Genomic DNA, 14,532 nt, shown 5'->3' with positions numbered 1-14,532 from the left:
GGCCGACACGCTGGCCGAGCAGGGCGTGGCGGTGACGGTGGCGGACGCGCGGTTCGCCAAGCCGCTGGACGAGGCGCTGATCCTGGATCTGGCGCGCGACCACGAGGTTCTGATCACGATCGAGGAGGGCTCGCGGGGCGGGTTCGGCGCGATGGTGCTGCACCTGCTGGCGGAGCGGGGCGCGCTGGACGCGGGCGGAGTGCGGGTGCGGACGATGACGCTGCCGGACGCCTACCAGGACCACGACAGCCCGGAGAAGATGTACGCCGAGGCGGGCCTCGACGCCACGACCATCGTCAAGACCGCCCTCGACACACTGCCGGCAGAGACCGCCAAGGCCGAGCCGGCGAGCAACGTCGTGAGCGTGCGCCGCCGCCCCCGCTGACGCCACGGAGAGCGCGGTCTCCCGCGCTCATTCCGTTCGCTGTCGATGTATTCGGACCTCCGCTCGTGATGACGGAGAGGGCATCTCAACCACAGCCTTGAGACGGAAACGGAATCCCACCTCATCCTGAAGGGCGGAGCGCAGCGTAGTCCTCGAAGGAGCCTTCCAGCGGTCTCACGATCCCTGGAGGGCTCCTTCGAGGCCCGCTGACGCGGGCACCGCACATGAGGGCGTGGAAGGGAGGCTCGGGGTGATTGCCCTACCCCAGCGCCTGCTCCACCGCCTTGCCGCAGGTCAGCGTGTCGGCATTCCCGCCGAGGTCGCGGGTGCGCAGCGTCCGCTCGGACAGCACCCGCTCGATCCCGCCGACGATCTCGGCCGCCGCCGCGTGCTCGCCGAGATGCTCCAGCATCATCGCCCCCGACCAGATCTGGCCGATCGGGTTGGCGATCCCCTGGCCGGCGATGTCCGGCGCCGAGCCGTGAACCGGCTCGAACACCGACGGGTGCACCCGCTCCGGGTTGATGTTGCCGGAGGGCGCGATGCCGATCGTGCCCGTGCAGGCGGGCCCGAGATCCGACAGGATGTCGCCGAACAGGTTGGAGGCCACCACCACGTCGAACCGGTCCGGGTTCAGGACGAAATGCGCGGTCAGGATGTCGATGTGGTACTGGTCCCACCGGACGTCCGGGTAGGCCTCGGCCACCGCCTTCACCCGCTCGTCCCAGTACGGCATGGTGATCGAGATGCCGTTCGACTTCGTGGCCGAGGTCAGGTGCTTCTTCGGGCGCTTCTGGGCCAGCTCGAAGGCGAACCGGAGAATCCGGTCCGTCCCGTGCCGGGTCATGATCGTCTCCTGCAGGGCGAACTCCCGGTCGGTGCCGGCGAACATCCGGCCGCCCGCGTTCGAGTACTCGCCCTCGGTGTTCTCCCGGACCACCCAGAAGTCGATGTCGCCGGGCTTGCGGTCGGCGAGCGGGCACTTCACCCCCGGCATCAGCCGCACCGGGCGCAGGTTCGCGTACTGGTCGAATTCCCGCCGGAACAGGATCAGCGAGCCCCAGAGCGAGATGTGGTCGGGCACGCGCTCGGGCATGCCGACGGCACCGAAATAGATCGCGTCGTGGGTCTCGATCCGCGCCTTCCAGTCCTCCGGCATCATCCGGCCGTGCTGCTCGTAATAGTCGCAGCTGGCGAAATCGAACCAGTCGAGTTGGAGGCCGAAGCCGTGCCGCTTGGCCGCCTGCTCCAGCACGCGCACGCCCTCCGGCACCACCTCCTTGCCGATGCCGTCGCCGGGGATCACCGCGATGCGGTAGCGACGCTGCTGGCTGTTCTCTGGGGCGGCCATGAATCCTCCAAGCGTTCCGAGGGGCGGGCCTCTGCGGGGCCCGGGTCGTCGGCATCAGGTGATTGGTCCGCGCCGGGATCGGGTCAACACCCCGACCTGACAATCAGTCGGTTTCGCCCGCCATCGCCCGGCGCTGGCGGTCGAGCTCCTCGCTGTAGCGCTTGAGGGTGTGGCTCTCGGTGAGCAGTCCCAGAACCTTCCGGCTCTCGGCGCTCTCGACGACCGCGAGCGCCTCGCTCTCGGTCCGGTCGAAGGCGGCCGCGGCGTCCTTGGCGTTCATCCCCGGCGTCAGGAAATCGTCCGCGTGCAGGAGCAGGTCGGCGAGGACCGGCTGCGCGTCGGCGCCGGAATCCCGGGCGGCCGCGTGCGTCTCGGGCACGTTCAGGATGCCGGCGTAGCGCCCCGCCCCGTCCACGGCGATCACCCGGGAGGGCGAGCCGAGGGGATGGGCGCGCAGGAAGGTGGGCAGCGGCGTGTCCAGGGCCACGGTGCCGGGATTGCGGCGCATCAGCCGGCCGACCGTGAGCGAGCGGATCCAGCCAACGTCGTGGGGGCTGCGGATACTCTCGCCGCGCAGGTGGAAGCGCCACGTGGCGAAGGAGTAGCCGAAGGTCTTGCGCACGGTGAGCGAGGACGCGATCACCGCCGCCAGCACGACGCCGGTGATCGGCAGGCTGCCGGTGACCTCCAGGGCCAGGAACGTCATGGTGAGCGGGCCGCCGATGACCGCCACCGCCAGGGCGCTCATGCCGATGACCGCGTAGGCGAGCGGCGTCAGGCCGAAATCCGCCAGCGGCGGCACCAGCACGGGGGCGAGGGCGGCGAACAGCTTGCCGGCGATGGCCCCGAGGAACAGCGACGCGAAGAACAGGCCGCCGCGGAAGCCCGAGCCGATCGAGATCGCCGAGGCCGTGGCCTTGGCGGCGAACAGCCCGGCCAGGACCGCGATGCCGTGCCCCTGCCCCTCGGCGGCGAAGTGCATGTGCAGGGCGCCGTGGCCGCCCGAGAGCACCTGCGGCGTCGCGAGCAGCGCCAGCGCGCCGACGCACAGCCCCCCGAAGGCGGGCGCCGCCACCCGCGGCACGCCGGAGGCCTGGACGAGGCGCTCGACCAGCGTGACCCCGCGCATGATCAGGATCCCGAGGCCCGCGCAGAACAGCCCGAGGGCGAGGCTCGGCAGGATCTCGAGGCTGGTGACGTGCGAGGTCGTGACCGCCTGCATGTCGCCGAGATCGACGAGCGGCTGCGCCTCGATCAGGGCGCGCGAGATCAAATTGCCGCACAGCGCCGCGACGACCACGGGCGTCAGCGTGGCGATCGAGTAGGTGCCGATGATCAGCTCGAAGGCGTAGAACGCGCCGGCGAGCGGCGCCCCGAAGCCGGCCGCGATCGCCCCGGCCGCGCCGCAGCCGACCAGGGTGCGCAGGTCGCTGCGCCGCACTTCGAAGGCGATGCCCAGGCGCGAGGCGAGGCCTGAGGCGATCTGTGTGTAGCCGGCTTCCAGACCCACCGAGGCGCCGGACCCGTTCGAGATGACGTTCTGGAGCGCGAGGTAGAGGCTGTCGCGCAGGGACATGCGGCCGCCGTGCAGGGCGTTGGCCTCGATCGGGTCGATGGCCGGGCGCTTGCGCGGGCCGCGGACGTAGTTGGCGGCGACGATCAGCAGGCCGAGGACGGCGCCGCCGAGGCACGGGCCCACGAGCAGGAGCGCCGGCGGCACGGCGTCGACGGCGCTGAGGCGCGCGCCCGCGGGCAACTGGTAGAGATGCTCGCGCAGGGTCTGGGTGATCCAGGTCATGGCGGACACCGCCACGCCGGCGACGCAGCCCACCAGGGTCGCGAGGGCGACGAGGCCGCCCTCGCTCCGTCGGACGAGGCTGCGGAGCCGCCCGGGGGCCTGGACGAGCCCGATCCCGGTCCAGCGCCGACGGGGCCTCCGCGCCGGCCTGACGGGCCGCCGGGCCGGGACGTCGGCCGATCCGTCGCCGGGCGCCCTGCCCCCGCCGGCGGCGCCCGATGGCTGTCGCGCGCTCACGGTCCGCCCCCTCGCCTCCGGTCCGCCCGATCGGCGGGGCCGACGCGTCGGCCCCGCCGCCGCAGTTACAGCCGGGGCCGAGCCCGTTGCAAACGGGCGGTGCTGCGGGAGCGCAGCCGGCCCCGGCGCGGGGGGCTCGGACGGCGCTGTCCACGAAGTCCAAATCCCGTGCACGCATCGCCTTGAAAACTGCCGCGGCCCACGATACACCCCGCGCCAGTGCCGCCGTAGCTCAGTTGGTTAGAGCACCAGATTGTGGATCTGGGGGTCCCCCGTTCGAGCCGGGGCGGTGGTACCATCCATTCAGCTCGACAGCGCGAGGGGTTGGCGGATCGCCAGCCCCTTTTGCTTGTGCGCAGATGGCGCCGCGCCGGATCAGGGCCGGCCCGAACCCCGACCCGATCGGAGTCGACGGGACCGGTCCTCGCGCCGGAGCCGGCCTGTACACAGGCGGCCGCTCCAATGCTCACGCACGTTATAGAATCGCCAAATTTGCTCGCATACCGTCCCGTTTGGGAGAAGACTATTTTCGTTAGCGTGAAGACTGCCATGAAGAGCACGACACAGCAGGATCAGCTCGAGATCGTGAGCGACCTCGCGGCCTCGCTCGCCGACCGGATGCTGATGGAGCGCCTGACACAGGGGAAGCTGCCCCTCGCGAACGCGAGTCGCCTCTGGACAGCCTCGCTGCTCCTGGAAGAGCACGCGCGGCCCATCCCGCGCATCGTGACGGACGTCCTCGAGCAGGTCCGGCACGTCGAACCGGACGACCCGGACGACGACGCGGTCGACGGGGACGACGCCGACGGGACCTATGCGGGGCCGGACCTGGCCGCGGCGCGGCGACCGGCCCGGCCGGCGCGCCGGCGCGGGCTCACCCGCTTGCTCCGACCGTTCCGGCAGGCGGCCGAAGGCTGACCCGCGTCGACGGCGCCGGACCATCTGGCGGATCCGGAGTTCCCCGCGCGCGCCCGGGACGCTAAGACCGTTCCCGAGCGTGGCGGCGGGCGCCGCCGCGCCAACGGGCTTCGGGACACGAGAGATGAGCATCCCTGAACGGCGCGTCCGCACCCTGTTCGACGAGGCGGCCATCGCCAAGCGCAACGACGAGCTCGCCCGCGAGATCCTCGCCGCGCGGCCCGAGAACCTCCTCGTCGTGGCGGTGCTCAAGGGCAGCTTCATGTTCGCGGCCGACCTGCTCCGGTCGCTGCACCGGGTAGGCCTCGCCCCGCAGGTCGAGTTCGTGCACCTGTCGAGCTACCGCACCGGGACGGTCTCCAGCGGGCAGGTCGAGATCCTGCGCGACGTGCAGAGCGAGGTGCGCGGGCGGGACGTGCTGCTCGTGGACGACATCCTGGAATCCGGCCGGACCGTCGTCTTCGCCAAGGACCTGCTGATGGCCCGCGGCGCCCGGCGCGTCCTCACCGCGGTGCTGCTGGAGAAGCCCGGCAAGCGCGCCGTGACGATCGACGCGGATTTCGTCGGTTTCACCTGCCCCGACGTGTTCGTCGTCGGCTACGGGATGGACGCCGCCCACGCCTTCCGCCAGTTGCCCTTCGTGGGCGTGGTCGATTACGGGGACGGCGCCCCGGACCTGTTCGACGCCTGACCGTGCCCGCGGCGCGGCATTTTCGCCGCGCGCCGCGACCCGCGGGACAATTCAGCCTGCGACGACTTGACAGTCGGAGAATTCGTCTGCGTCTGTCGACATTTGAGCGTGCGCGGCGTCGCGACGCGGCGCGCGCGGATTTCGGGGACGGTTACGGGACCACATGGCGCGCATCCTCCTGGTGGATGACGAAGAGACCGTCCGGGGCTTCCTGAAGCGGGGGCTCGAGATCGACGGGCACGCGGTCGTCACGGCCAACGACGGCAGCGACGGGCTCGACCGCCTCAACGAGGCCGACGGCGGCTTCGACCTGATGCTCACCGACATCCGCATGCCGCTCATGGACGGCATCGCGCTGGCCCTCGCCGCCAAGCGCGACTTCCCCGACCTGACCATCCTGCTGATGACCGGCTTCGCCGATCAGCGCGAGCGCGCGCGCGGGCTCGACGCCATCGTCACCGACGTGCTGACCAAGCCCTTCTCCCTGGCGGATCTGCGCGCCACGGTGAGGCGGGCGCTCGCCGCATGAGCCGGGCGAGACCGGTTCAGAAGAACTTAAACATTGCTCTTAGGTTGAGCTTCACGAAAGCGTGGTACCTTCGGTCCGACTGATCAGACCGAGCACGGAACGCCATGTATCGCCGGGACCGGGACATCGACGCGGCGGCGTATCAGGCGGACCGCTACGGCTGGGAGCCGGACGACCGGGACTGGGACGACGACCGCGACGCGCGGCGCCCGCGCAGTAGCGTCTTCGGGCGGTTCTTCTCGCCGACGAAGCTCGCCCTCCTCGCGGTGCCGGCCGGGCTGTTCCTGTACGGCAGCTTCGCGGATTGCAGCGCCCGCCCGGCAGCGGGCTGGCTCGGGCTCGTCGGGGCCGGGGCCTGCGCCCGCACCGAGATGCTCGGCAACGTCCTGTCGATCCAGGACAACCTCGCGCTCCTGAAGCGGCTCATCGACTGAGCGCCCGCTCAATGCCCTGCCGCGCTCCGCCGATCCGATCCGCTCCGAACTGACCTCCGCGAGGCCGCCATGTCCACCCGCCCGCTCCTCCCGGCCTCGTCCGGCCGCGCCTCCGACGCCCTCGAGGAGGCCCAGTTCCGCGCTCGCATGGCGCGGGTCGGCCCGGACGGCGCGCACCGCACCCCGCGCCGGAACCGGGCGCCCGAGCGGCGGCGCGGCTTCCGGCTCGGCTGGAAGGGCTGGCTCGTCGTCGACTGCCTGGTCGTGCTGCTGGTCGTGGCGGGGGTGGTGGCGTGGCCGCCGGTCCAGTCCTGCCGCAACCAGGACCAGACGGTCGGGTTCTACGCCGGCGATTCCGTCGGCAAATGCATCCGGCGCGGCATCGCCGACCGCGTCGACACCGCCGACCAGCGCCTCAAGGGCCTGATCCGCCGCTCGGGCCATTGAGGGCCGGCCGCGCAGATCCTGGCGCGGCTCGGATTGAGCGGCGCTTGTACGCCGTTTCTGCGAACCGAGTACCTGTCTCGCGCGCCCCCCACCTTCCGTTCTCAGCGCCCCCCACGCGGTGGCGGCGGGTCTGAACCGGTACGCCTGTGCCGACTAACGAAACTATTGATAAGATATCACATCCAACGCTCGAAATGTTCCAGGGCGCCCATACGTTGGCGCCGTATTACACCAATGGACGAGTGCTCATGCCCGGATATCGAAATCTGGGCCTAGCTGCCCTCTCGACGGCGACTACGTTGTCAAAACTGAGTTGAATCGAACGCCATATTCCTGGCTGCTCGAACGCATGGAGCGCAAGAGCCGGCACTTCAGAACGTTCGCCGACGACATGAAGCAATTCGCCGATTTCTCGGACGTCGCTGACCGCGACCTCGACGGCCGGACACCGTTCCTGCCGAACGGCTACTTCAGCTACGGCGACGCATTGGCCCTGACGACTGTCCTCGCCACACGCAAGCCGGCCCGGTATGTCGAGGTCGGAGGCGGCAACAGTACGAAATTCGCTCGCCGCGCAATCGGCAAGTACAAGATCGACACCAAGATCGAGTGCATCGACCCCAATCCGCGCTCAAGCGTCCGCGACATTGCGGATAAGTGGATTTCTAACGGCCTTATCGATGTTGACCCGTCCTACTTTCAATCGCTGAAGGATGGCGATGGGCTGATGCTGGATGGCAGCCATCTCCTGTTCCATGGCAGCGACACGACGCATTTCTTCCTGCGAATCTACCCGCTTCTCCGGCCGGGCGTGATCGTGCATGTGCACGACATCCCTCTGCCATATAAGTATCCTGAGATTTGCGACACGCTGTTTTCGAACGAGCAATACATTCTCGCCATGATATTTTACTATAAGCCTGCGTCCGACATTATCGCTCCGATCAAGTACATGCATCGTGAGGGCATGTGCGACGAGGGTGCCAGCTTCTGGTTCGAGGTCTAGCGGGATCCGCACCGGGAATCGCCATCGCTTCTGACACATTGGCAACCGCTCGGCATACGCATGGCGGTGAACGGAATGACGGGCAGGGAATATGTGAGCGATACGGCATTTCGCGCGCATCCGACGGCGAACGGGCTTCGCGTTGATGCGATCATCGGAGGCCTTCTACGCTTCTATACGAACGCGCGGAGTACCGGACGATGCCTGGGCTGACCTGGCGGCCTGCCGGCCCGGGCGAGCCCTTCCTCGGAGGCCAGGCCACCCCGACCGGATCGGCGGCGGCCGCGCCGTGGCGCTGATCCACGGCAACAGCCCCTGCTGCTCGCGCGAGCGGCGCCCTCGACGAACTTCACCCTCGACGGGGATACGTTGGGTCGGACCAACCCTGCCCGCGCAGATGGGGATCGACCCGGTCGACGAGAGCTTCCCGACCTGTCGGACGCGGCACTGGGCTGGAAGGTCGAGCGCGCGCAACACCCGCACGCCACGGTGCCGGCCTGGACCGGGGTCCCGACCTCCATCGGCCTCGGCCCGACCAAACCCTGCTTAAATGGTGCCGGTGCGCGGGGCGGGTCAGTCGGCACGACCGGAACACCAAGTTGTCGATTCGTACGCAGCGGGACACGACGCAGGTGAGCAATCTGCCGGCGACTGACGCGTGAGCGGTCGTATCACCGACCACGTGCCGCCGACTCCAGCTCAGGCGCGCATTGCCGATTGTTAGCCATAGGCCTCCGACCGAGCCAGCGCGTGCAGCGAGCGAGGCGCGCGCACGGCAGTGGATCTCGGTACGCTCTGCAATATCGATGGCCGTCGAGGAATTTGGGCATCAAGCCTTCTCGAAGCCCACACATGTTAGCCATTCGGATATGGTGATACGTTCAATAGCGTAATCTTCTTTATAATTTTAAAATTTCCCATTCGGAGGTACGATCCGGATTAAGATATCAATCCCGGCTTCCGGGAGGGACGGAAACGATGACTCTGAGTGAACGCCTCTTTCTGACGAAAGGGCGGCCATCCGGCTTCGATTATATGCGAATTGGTCTCGCCGCAATGATAGTGTTGTGGCATACTGTGATAGTTTCTTATGGAATAGAAGCTCAAAGATGGCTCATTTTGGGACCGTCGCGGCCAATATGGGCCATGATACTTCCCATGTTTTTCGCACTGAGCGGATTCCTCGTTTCCGGAAGTCTAGAACGCTCTCGAACGATCGTCGGGTTCTTGGGACTTCGGCTAATTCGCATCTTCCCTGCGCTGGCAGTGGAATCGACAATAGCAATGATGATCGTTGGAGCGCTGTTCACGTATTACCCGCTGCAAAAGTATTTTACGGACCCAGTTTTTTGGTCCTATACTTTGAACATGATAGGCGTCGTTCGGTATTATCTCCCCGGCGTCTTTACTGACAATCCAACTACGCAGGTGAACGCGCAATTATGGACACTTCCTTACGAATTGTATTGCTACATATTGATATCCTTATTCTATATAATCGGTTTCTACAGATCAGAAAAACTGATTTTGTTCGGCTGCCTGGTGATGCAAATCTTAGTCATGATCACCATCTATACGCGAACGCAGGTTGACGAAGGGACTGTTCGCGGTCCTGTGCTTGTTTTATCTTTTCTGTACGGTGCGTATTTCTATCGGGTCAGAGATCGAGTTCCATATAGCGCCCCGATTTTCTTCGCATGCGCAATTGCCATGGTTGGGTTTCTTTATCTTCCGATCTTCAATGCCCTCTCCGCACTTCCTGCCGCCTATGTGACTATCTATTTGGGGATGCGGAATCCGACACGGTCCGCAATTGTGTCAAGCGGAGATTATTCATATGGCATTTTCTTGTATGGATTTCCGATACAACAGGCAGTGTCTGCAGTTTTTCCGGATCTTCGGCAGTGGTGGATTAATTTTCTAATTTCGATCCCGATAATAATTTCGGTTGCCTATTTTTCATGGCATTGCATTGAGAAAAGAGCACTCCCCCTTCGGGATCCGTTAATGAAATTCGAAAGCTGGTGCATGTCTTATTGCGGAAAACTACTTCACACATATAAGAATAACATCGGATTCGATCTGAAGAGCAGATAGACATCTTGTCGACTTAGATGTATTCCGCACACTGGAAGCAGCGGAAATATCGAAAACCGAATTCAGTATCGACCGCACATTCTAGACATTTGGACCATGTCCTGTCAGGACGATCCCTCCCAGCGAAGCCGCTACGAGGCGCGAGGGGTTTCGTCGTCGACCCTGCTACCCGGGTGCGATCAGGATGCACGTGCGCGCCTTGCCAACAGGTCTCCGCCTGCGGCGATCGGTTGGGGAGGCGATCACCCATTCGATGATCTGGCAGGCGACCCTACCACTGACGCCGCTTCCCTGCGCGAAGCCGCTCAACCGCTCCATTACGCATTCGGCAGTCGCCGCTCGGGCGGCACCGGGATCTATCACGCTCACCTCTATATCGAGTGCCCCAGCAGGATCGCGGTCCGAACCATGTTGCGCTTTCGAGCCGGCTTGTGGGCGGCGCGCAACAGCCGCGCGAGTGTTCTGTCGAATGGTCGCGGTGATGTCACGGCGCCGACCCTTCGGAAGCGGGTAGGTCCTGCCGGCGCGGTCGGCCAGCACCGCGACGACCACGGCGCGGATCGCCCGATCGGTAACCTCGTGGTCTCGCGCAGCTCGGCGAGTCGAGGGCTCCTTGGCCATTCACTCCCAAACCGTGGACTTTGCCATGAACTGTGCCGCCTCCCGCATCGCTCGGGCGCCGGCCTTCTTCGGCCCACTCCAAGGGTTGCGCGCACGCACGATGAACGGAACGTGCCGAGATGTGTGCCTTGACGAAGCGCCCCCAAACGTAGTCAAAAGCGCCTCTGACGCACCGAAACCGCCAATTTTCTCAATGGTTTCAGAGCGCCTGCCGGTGTAGCACAGCGGTAGTGCAGCGGTTTTGTAAACCGAAGGTCGGGAGTTCGATCCTCTCCACCGGCACCATATCCTTCAATGGCTTAGGCCTAATTTTGCCTCCACCAATGCCCCTACTTCCCAACGAGGGTAACAGTAGGGGTAACGGCGGAGGTGTTTCGCTGGCCTATTGTTGCCGGCGCCGGATGCGCGAGTGGCGGTCATATTTTGGCAAGGCGACCGGGCTAGCGCTCAACTTGCCGGCGAGTTCTCGACCGTCTCGTTGGCCGTCCACGCCCGTCCGCAGATATGCCCCTCAGCTGTCACGGCGGGCGTGGATGCATGGATTTTGCATTCATTCGAACCGTCGAGCCTCCTCTCGACCGCCACGCCCGCCCAGACGTTCGTCCCCCCACACCGAAGGGCGGGCGTGGATGCTGAAATGCAGTTCCGTGCATCAAAAGCTGTGTTCTCCCCACACGCTTAAGTTTACGGTGACGGCGTCGGCTCGCCTTGAGGGGGCGGTTGGTCGGCTGTCCACGCCCGCTCATAGCTCGCCCCCAGCAGTTCGGGGCGGGCGTGGATGAGTAGTTCCGACCGCTAGATGACGCACAATTAACTTGTGCGCTGCTCCGGCCTCAGTCATAGCCGCCCGCGTCGGCTTCTCGCTGATCTTCCACGCCTGCTCTAGGCATGCCCCCGATCGGCCGACGGGCGGGCGTGGATGCCCACCGCAGCCAGCGCAAAACTGCGTTCGTTAGGTGACGGACGAATATTCGCGACAGCCAAGCTGATAACCTGTAGCTTTGCGCGTCGGCCCACCCGCCGATCTCCACGCCCGCCACCTGGTGGTCCCCAATCCCTCGGCAGCGGGCGTGGATGCGAAGGGGATCGCGAAACGCTACCCCCTTCTCGTGAGTCGCCAAGTTGGCGAGACACGTGGCCGCATAAGTGCGGCAACGTCTCACCGACCGGCCGCCAGCGACGGCAGGTCCGCCCGAGCTGCCAGGGCTTCGGCCAGCCGCACCCGATCCCGTGAACGAGCGAGAGCCGCGTCCGCGTCAGCCATCAGCAGCTCGTGCCTGAACAGATCGAAGCGGGCGAGCCGGAGCATCCGGACCGCGAGGAAGGCGTAGATCAGCCGCATAGTGCCACCACCTCATTCAAGAGAGCGATGAGGGCCCGGTGCCCTTGATACTTGTCGCCGTCGTCGTGCTCCGCGATCATCAGACGCGCCTTGGCGGCGAGGTCTCGCAGAGAGGTGCTGGGCTCCTCGATGGATCGCTCGATCACCGCCATGAAGCGGTCGAGCTCCGCATTCATGCGCTCATCCGGCCAGACGCAGTCCGGATGAAAGGGATCCTTCACCCAGTTCCAGCGCTCTGCCGCAGCGTTGCAAGCCGCAGCCAGATTTGAGGTCGGAGCAGCGATAACCGGCACGGAGGCCAGCGGGGCCGCAAGGAGGGCGCCGAGGGCGGCGCGGCGGGTGGAGGCGGTCATTGCTCGTCCTCCACGTCGGCATAGAAGCGGCGGTGGAGAGCCAGGACCTGCGTCTGCTGCTGGCTGATCAGGAACTCCAGCGCCTCGATCTGCTCCCGGGTCAGGATGATCGTGACGTTCTTGCCGAACTTCGGCGCCCCCTCCGTCTCCCTGATGGTCTCAGAGAAGAACGCCTCAAGGACGATGCCGCGGAGTCGTAGGTCGCAGATATCGCTTTCGCATTCGCGATAGCGCCTGCCTAACTCCTCGTTCCAAGCCGCAATCTCGGTCTGGGTTCGGGCGGCGGTCATGCGCACCTCCCGTAGCCCAGGAAGCCCTGCTCGCCGATCGCGTCGTAGTCGGCGATGCCGTTGTCGTCGGTGTTGCCCTCGGCGTCGTGGCCGTCTTCCAGATCCACGTCGACGTCCTCCGCGTCCGCGTCGCCGTCCATGGCGTCGAGGAGATCGATCAGGCCGCCGATCAGATCCTCGACCTCCGTGCGGGACAGGGCGCGGATGCCGCTGTCCTCAAACCGGAAAACATCGGATTTTCCGACATTATGGTCGTCGCCAAGTTGGCGAACACCATGCAGTGGCCAAGCTGGCCGTTGCATCGCTCGGATGGCCTGTGTGACCGGTCCTACCTGTGCTGAAGGCAAGCGCGGGCGTTCACCGCCGACGAGGGGCGGTGTAGGGTGGTGGATAGCCATGAACAGCACTCCCGGTGCGGTTGGTGGTTAGAGCCGTGAGCGAGGGTTCCAGCCTTGCTCCGGCTCGCCTTTTCTGCTAAACCTAAAACATGCACCTGTCAATTATGGCTGAACCAAAAAAACGTGGTCGCCCGGCGACAGGTCGCGATCCGATGTACGGCTTCCGTATGTCGGACAGCCTGCGCGATGGCATTGACGATTGGCGCGAGGCTCAGCCCGACAAGCCCTCTAGGTCCGAAGCCATCCGCCGCCTCGTCGAGGAAGCGTTGAAGGCAAGGCGATCGTGATGCGCAGCGCTCTCGCCTATGTTGTGGCCGGGAGCGCATTGGCGATGATCTCCGCCCGAGCGGATGAGCAACTGCCGACGATCAACGGCACAGCTTATTGCACCACTACCGCCGAACTCGTTGATGACGAGGCTTTCAAGCAGCAGTGTCTCGACAGTGAGGCGAAGGCTGAAGGTCACTTTCGTGCGCTATGGGCGGAGACGCCAGACAGCGTCCGCGCGGCGTGCGTGAAGGACCTCATGTTGGTCACTCCATCCTACCAAGTCCTGTCGACCTGCATGTCCACAATGGTGGGGGAGATGTGGATGGCCGGCGAGCTGAAGGTGGTGCCTCGCTGATCCCATCTCCAGCCTCGTGGGATAGGCGGTAAAGACGAAGTAGTCGGAGGAAGACCAGCATGCGCAAAGGGCGGGCGAAGCAGAGGTTGCCAGACAGCCTCACCCAGCACCTATCGGACCCGAAGGTCGTCGCCTTCAGACCGCGTCGGCGCAGCCCCTACCAGTTGCCCAAGGTAGCCCAGAAGATCGCCGTCTCTGTCGTGACCCTTATCGTCGTGGTGTTGGCCGGCGGTTTCCTGCTGCGCTTGTGGTAGCGGCCGGCGTCATCTTCATCGACGAGAGCGGCGAGGGGCCAGGGGAACGGTTGCAAAAGGTCGCGGACGGAAGCCCCTCCTGAACCGCACCCCGTTTTGACCGGACAGGCGGCATAGCTCACGAAGGCATAGGCGTTGGCCTATGGGTAAGGCTATGTCATCCGATCCGACCGCCCCGCCGGTGCACGGCGAGATCCTGTCCGGCGTTCAGCGTCGACGGCGCTGGTCTACCACCGAGAAGATCCGCTTCGTCGAGGAGAGCCAGCAGCCCGGCTCGTCCGTGTCGTTCGTCGCCCGCCGCTACGGCCTCTCGCCCAGCCTGCTGTTCTCGTGGAAGCGGCGCATGCTGGAGGGCGGCCATCAGGCCGTGCACGCCGACGAGGAGGTCGTCGGCACCAGCCGGGTTCGNCTCGCCCAGCCTGCTGTTCTCGTGGAAGCGGCGCATGCTGGAGGGCGGCCATCAGGCCGTGCACGCCGACGAGGAGGTCGTCGGCACCAGCCGGGTTCGCGAGCTGGAGCGGCGCGTGCGCGACCTCGAACGCCTGCTCGGGCGCAAGACCATGGAGGTCGAGATCCTGAAGGAGGCGCTCGACCTCGCGCGCACAAAAAAACCGGGGACTGTCAGGAATTCCGTGTGCGGGCGGCGGGTTGAACATCAGGCCGCCATGGCCCGGGTGAAGCGCTCGCCGGCGGCCCGGCGGTCGGCCCGCTCGTCCTCCAGGGCGGCGATGTGGATCGCCGCCTCGGTCCCGAGAT

At 65.7% G+C, this 14,532-nt stretch carries 15 protein-coding genes, 2 tRNA genes and 2 pseudogenes; 13 read left to right on the top strand and 6 right to left on the bottom strand.

Annotated features, from left to right (window positions below; translation table 11 throughout):
- A partial coding sequence (locus ASG32_RS26490) for a transketolase C-terminal domain-containing protein (RefSeq protein WP_280141612.1) occupies positions 1-385 on the top strand: 385 nt, incomplete at its 5' end.
- A 259-nt stretch (positions 386-644) separates the two neighbouring features.
- On the opposite strand, the gene ASG32_RS26485 is transcribed toward ASG32_RS26490, so the two are convergent.
- Positions 645-1,736 (bottom strand): tartrate dehydrogenase, encoded by a 1,092-nt coding sequence (locus ASG32_RS26485; RefSeq protein ID WP_056532231.1) that lies wholly within the window; start codon positions 1,734-1,736, stop codon positions 645-647.
- 103 nt (positions 1,737-1,839) lie between these two features.
- Complete coding sequence (locus ASG32_RS26480) at positions 1,840-3,771, bottom strand: chloride channel protein (protein ID WP_244492222.1); 1,932 nt, start codon at positions 3,769-3,771, stop codon at positions 1,840-1,842.
- 221 nt (positions 3,772-3,992) lie between these two features.
- Between ASG32_RS26480 and ASG32_RS26475 the strand changes: the two genes are divergently transcribed.
- The 9 genes from ASG32_RS26475 (at position 3,993) to ASG32_RS26440 (ending at position 10,799) form a co-directional block, all read left to right on the top strand.
- A tRNA-His gene (locus tag ASG32_RS26475) sits at positions 3,993-4,069 on the top strand.
- A 251-nt stretch (positions 4,070-4,320) separates the two neighbouring features.
- Positions 4,321-4,689: a hypothetical protein gene (locus tag ASG32_RS26470; protein ID WP_056532229.1), complete on the top strand. Its 369-nt coding sequence runs from the start codon at positions 4,321-4,323 to the stop codon at positions 4,687-4,689.
- A 124-nt stretch (positions 4,690-4,813) separates the two neighbouring features.
- Positions 4,814-5,380: a hypoxanthine phosphoribosyltransferase gene (gene hpt / locus ASG32_RS26465; protein ID WP_020094392.1), complete on the top strand. Its 567-nt coding sequence runs from the start codon at positions 4,814-4,816 to the stop codon at positions 5,378-5,380.
- A gap of 163 nt (positions 5,381-5,543) precedes the next feature.
- A complete protein-coding gene (locus ASG32_RS26460) occupies positions 5,544-5,909 on the top strand; it encodes a response regulator (protein ID WP_007567202.1) in 366 nt (121 codons plus the stop codon).
- Positions 5,910-6,013: 104 nt separating this feature from the next.
- Positions 6,014-6,343 carry a hypothetical protein gene (locus ASG32_RS26455; RefSeq protein ID WP_056532227.1) on the top strand — a complete coding sequence of 110 codons (330 nt, stop codon included), beginning with the start codon at positions 6,014-6,016 and terminating at the stop codon, positions 6,341-6,343.
- 69 nt (positions 6,344-6,412) lie between these two features.
- Positions 6,413-6,790, top strand: a complete 378-nt coding sequence (locus ASG32_RS26450; protein ID WP_056532225.1) for a hypothetical protein — start codon at positions 6,413-6,415, stop codon at positions 6,788-6,790.
- Positions 6,791-7,139: 349 nt separating this feature from the next.
- Positions 7,140-7,796: a class I SAM-dependent methyltransferase gene (locus tag ASG32_RS26445; RefSeq protein ID WP_056532222.1), complete on the top strand. Its 657-nt coding sequence runs from the start codon at positions 7,140-7,142 to the stop codon at positions 7,794-7,796.
- A 978-nt stretch (positions 7,797-8,774) separates the two neighbouring features.
- Entirely contained in the window at positions 8,775-9,893 is a 1,119-nt protein-coding gene (locus ASG32_RS32950; RefSeq protein WP_082558064.1) for an acyltransferase, read from the top strand.
- Positions 9,894-10,724: 831 nt separating this feature from the next.
- A tRNA-Thr gene (locus ASG32_RS26440) sits at positions 10,725-10,799 on the top strand.
- 874 nt (positions 10,800-11,673) lie between these two features.
- Here the strand turns inward: ASG32_RS26440 and ASG32_RS26435 are convergent.
- Genes ASG32_RS26435 through ASG32_RS35385 form a run of 4 tightly spaced genes read right to left on the bottom strand, consistent with a single transcriptional unit; the run spans position 11,674 to position 12,897 of the window.
- Entirely contained in the window at positions 11,674-11,856 is a 183-nt protein-coding gene (locus tag ASG32_RS26435; protein WP_056532220.1) for a hypothetical protein, read from the bottom strand.
- On the bottom strand, positions 11,847-12,209 hold the full coding sequence (locus ASG32_RS34185) for a hypothetical protein (RefSeq protein WP_157862076.1): 363 nt from the start codon (positions 12,207-12,209) through the stop codon (positions 11,847-11,849). Before ASG32_RS34185 ends, ASG32_RS26435 begins: the two co-directional genes overlap by 10 nt.
- Complete coding sequence (locus ASG32_RS26425) at positions 12,206-12,499, bottom strand: hypothetical protein (protein ID WP_056532215.1); 294 nt, start codon at positions 12,497-12,499, stop codon at positions 12,206-12,208. Before ASG32_RS26425 ends, ASG32_RS34185 begins: the two co-directional genes overlap by 4 nt.
- Positions 12,496-12,897 (bottom strand): hypothetical protein, encoded by a 402-nt coding sequence (locus ASG32_RS35385; RefSeq protein ID WP_244492220.1) that lies wholly within the window; start codon positions 12,895-12,897, stop codon positions 12,496-12,498. The genes ASG32_RS26425 and ASG32_RS35385 overlap by 4 nt, the downstream gene beginning before the upstream one ends.
- Positions 12,898-13,183: 286 nt before the next feature.
- Between ASG32_RS35385 and ASG32_RS26415 the strand changes: the two genes are divergently transcribed.
- From ASG32_RS26415 to ASG32_RS33530, 3 genes and pseudogenes are all read left to right on the top strand, one after another.
- Entirely contained in the window at positions 13,184-13,522 is a 339-nt protein-coding gene (locus tag ASG32_RS26415; RefSeq protein WP_056532214.1) for a hypothetical protein, read from the top strand.
- A gap of 396 nt (positions 13,523-13,918) precedes the next feature.
- Positions 13,919-14,184, top strand: a pseudogene (locus ASG32_RS33535) (transposase); the annotation flags it as partial.
- A gap of 1 nt (position 14,185) precedes the next feature.
- Positions 14,186-14,387 (top strand): annotated as a pseudogene (locus ASG32_RS33530) (IS3 family transposase); the annotation flags it as partial.
- Between the last annotated feature and the right edge of the window lie 145 nt (positions 14,388-14,532).

The sequence above is a fragment of the Methylobacterium sp. Leaf361 genome (assembly GCF_001424445.1).
Taxonomy (GTDB): Bacteria; Pseudomonadota; Alphaproteobacteria; order Rhizobiales; family Beijerinckiaceae; genus Methylobacterium.
This window is presented reverse-complemented; position numbering and strand designations above follow the sequence as displayed.

Bases quoted from the DNA above. Each gene is read 5' to 3' on its own strand.
- ASG32_RS26485 (WP_056532231.1), bottom strand. From the start codon at position 1,736: ATGGCCGCCCCAGAGAACAGCCAGCAGCGTCGCTACCGCATCGCGGTG.
- ASG32_RS26470 (WP_056532229.1), top strand. From the start codon at position 4,321: ATGAAGAGCACGACACAGCAGGATCAGCTCGAGATCGTGAGCGACCTC.
- hpt (WP_020094392.1), top strand. From the start codon at position 4,814: ATGAGCATCCCTGAACGGCGCGTCCGCACCCTGTTCGACGAGGCGGCC.
- ASG32_RS26460 (WP_007567202.1), top strand. From the start codon at position 5,544: ATGGCGCGCATCCTCCTGGTGGATGACGAAGAGACCGTCCGGGGCTTC.
- ASG32_RS26455 (WP_056532227.1), top strand. From the start codon at position 6,014: ATGTATCGCCGGGACCGGGACATCGACGCGGCGGCGTATCAGGCGGAC.
- ASG32_RS26450 (WP_056532225.1), top strand. From the start codon at position 6,413: ATGTCCACCCGCCCGCTCCTCCCGGCCTCGTCCGGCCGCGCCTCCGAC.
- ASG32_RS26445 (WP_056532222.1), top strand. From the start codon at position 7,140: ATGGAGCGCAAGAGCCGGCACTTCAGAACGTTCGCCGACGACATGAAG.
- ASG32_RS32950 (WP_082558064.1), top strand. From the start codon at position 8,775: ATGACTCTGAGTGAACGCCTCTTTCTGACGAAAGGGCGGCCATCCGGC.
- ASG32_RS26435 (WP_056532220.1), bottom strand. From the start codon at position 11,856: ATGCGGCTGATCTACGCCTTCCTCGCGGTCCGGATGCTCCGGCTCGCC.
- ASG32_RS34185 (WP_157862076.1), bottom strand. From the start codon at position 12,209: ATGACCGCCTCCACCCGCCGCGCCGCCCTCGGCGCCCTCCTTGCGGCC.
- ASG32_RS26425 (WP_056532215.1), bottom strand. From the start codon at position 12,499: ATGACCGCCGCCCGAACCCAGACCGAGATTGCGGCTTGGAACGAGGAG.
- ASG32_RS35385 (WP_244492220.1), bottom strand. From the start codon at position 12,897: ATGGCTATCCACCACCCTACACCGCCCCTCGTCGGCGGTGAACGCCCG.
- ASG32_RS26415 (WP_056532214.1), top strand. From the start codon at position 13,184: ATGCGCAGCGCTCTCGCCTATGTTGTGGCCGGGAGCGCATTGGCGATG.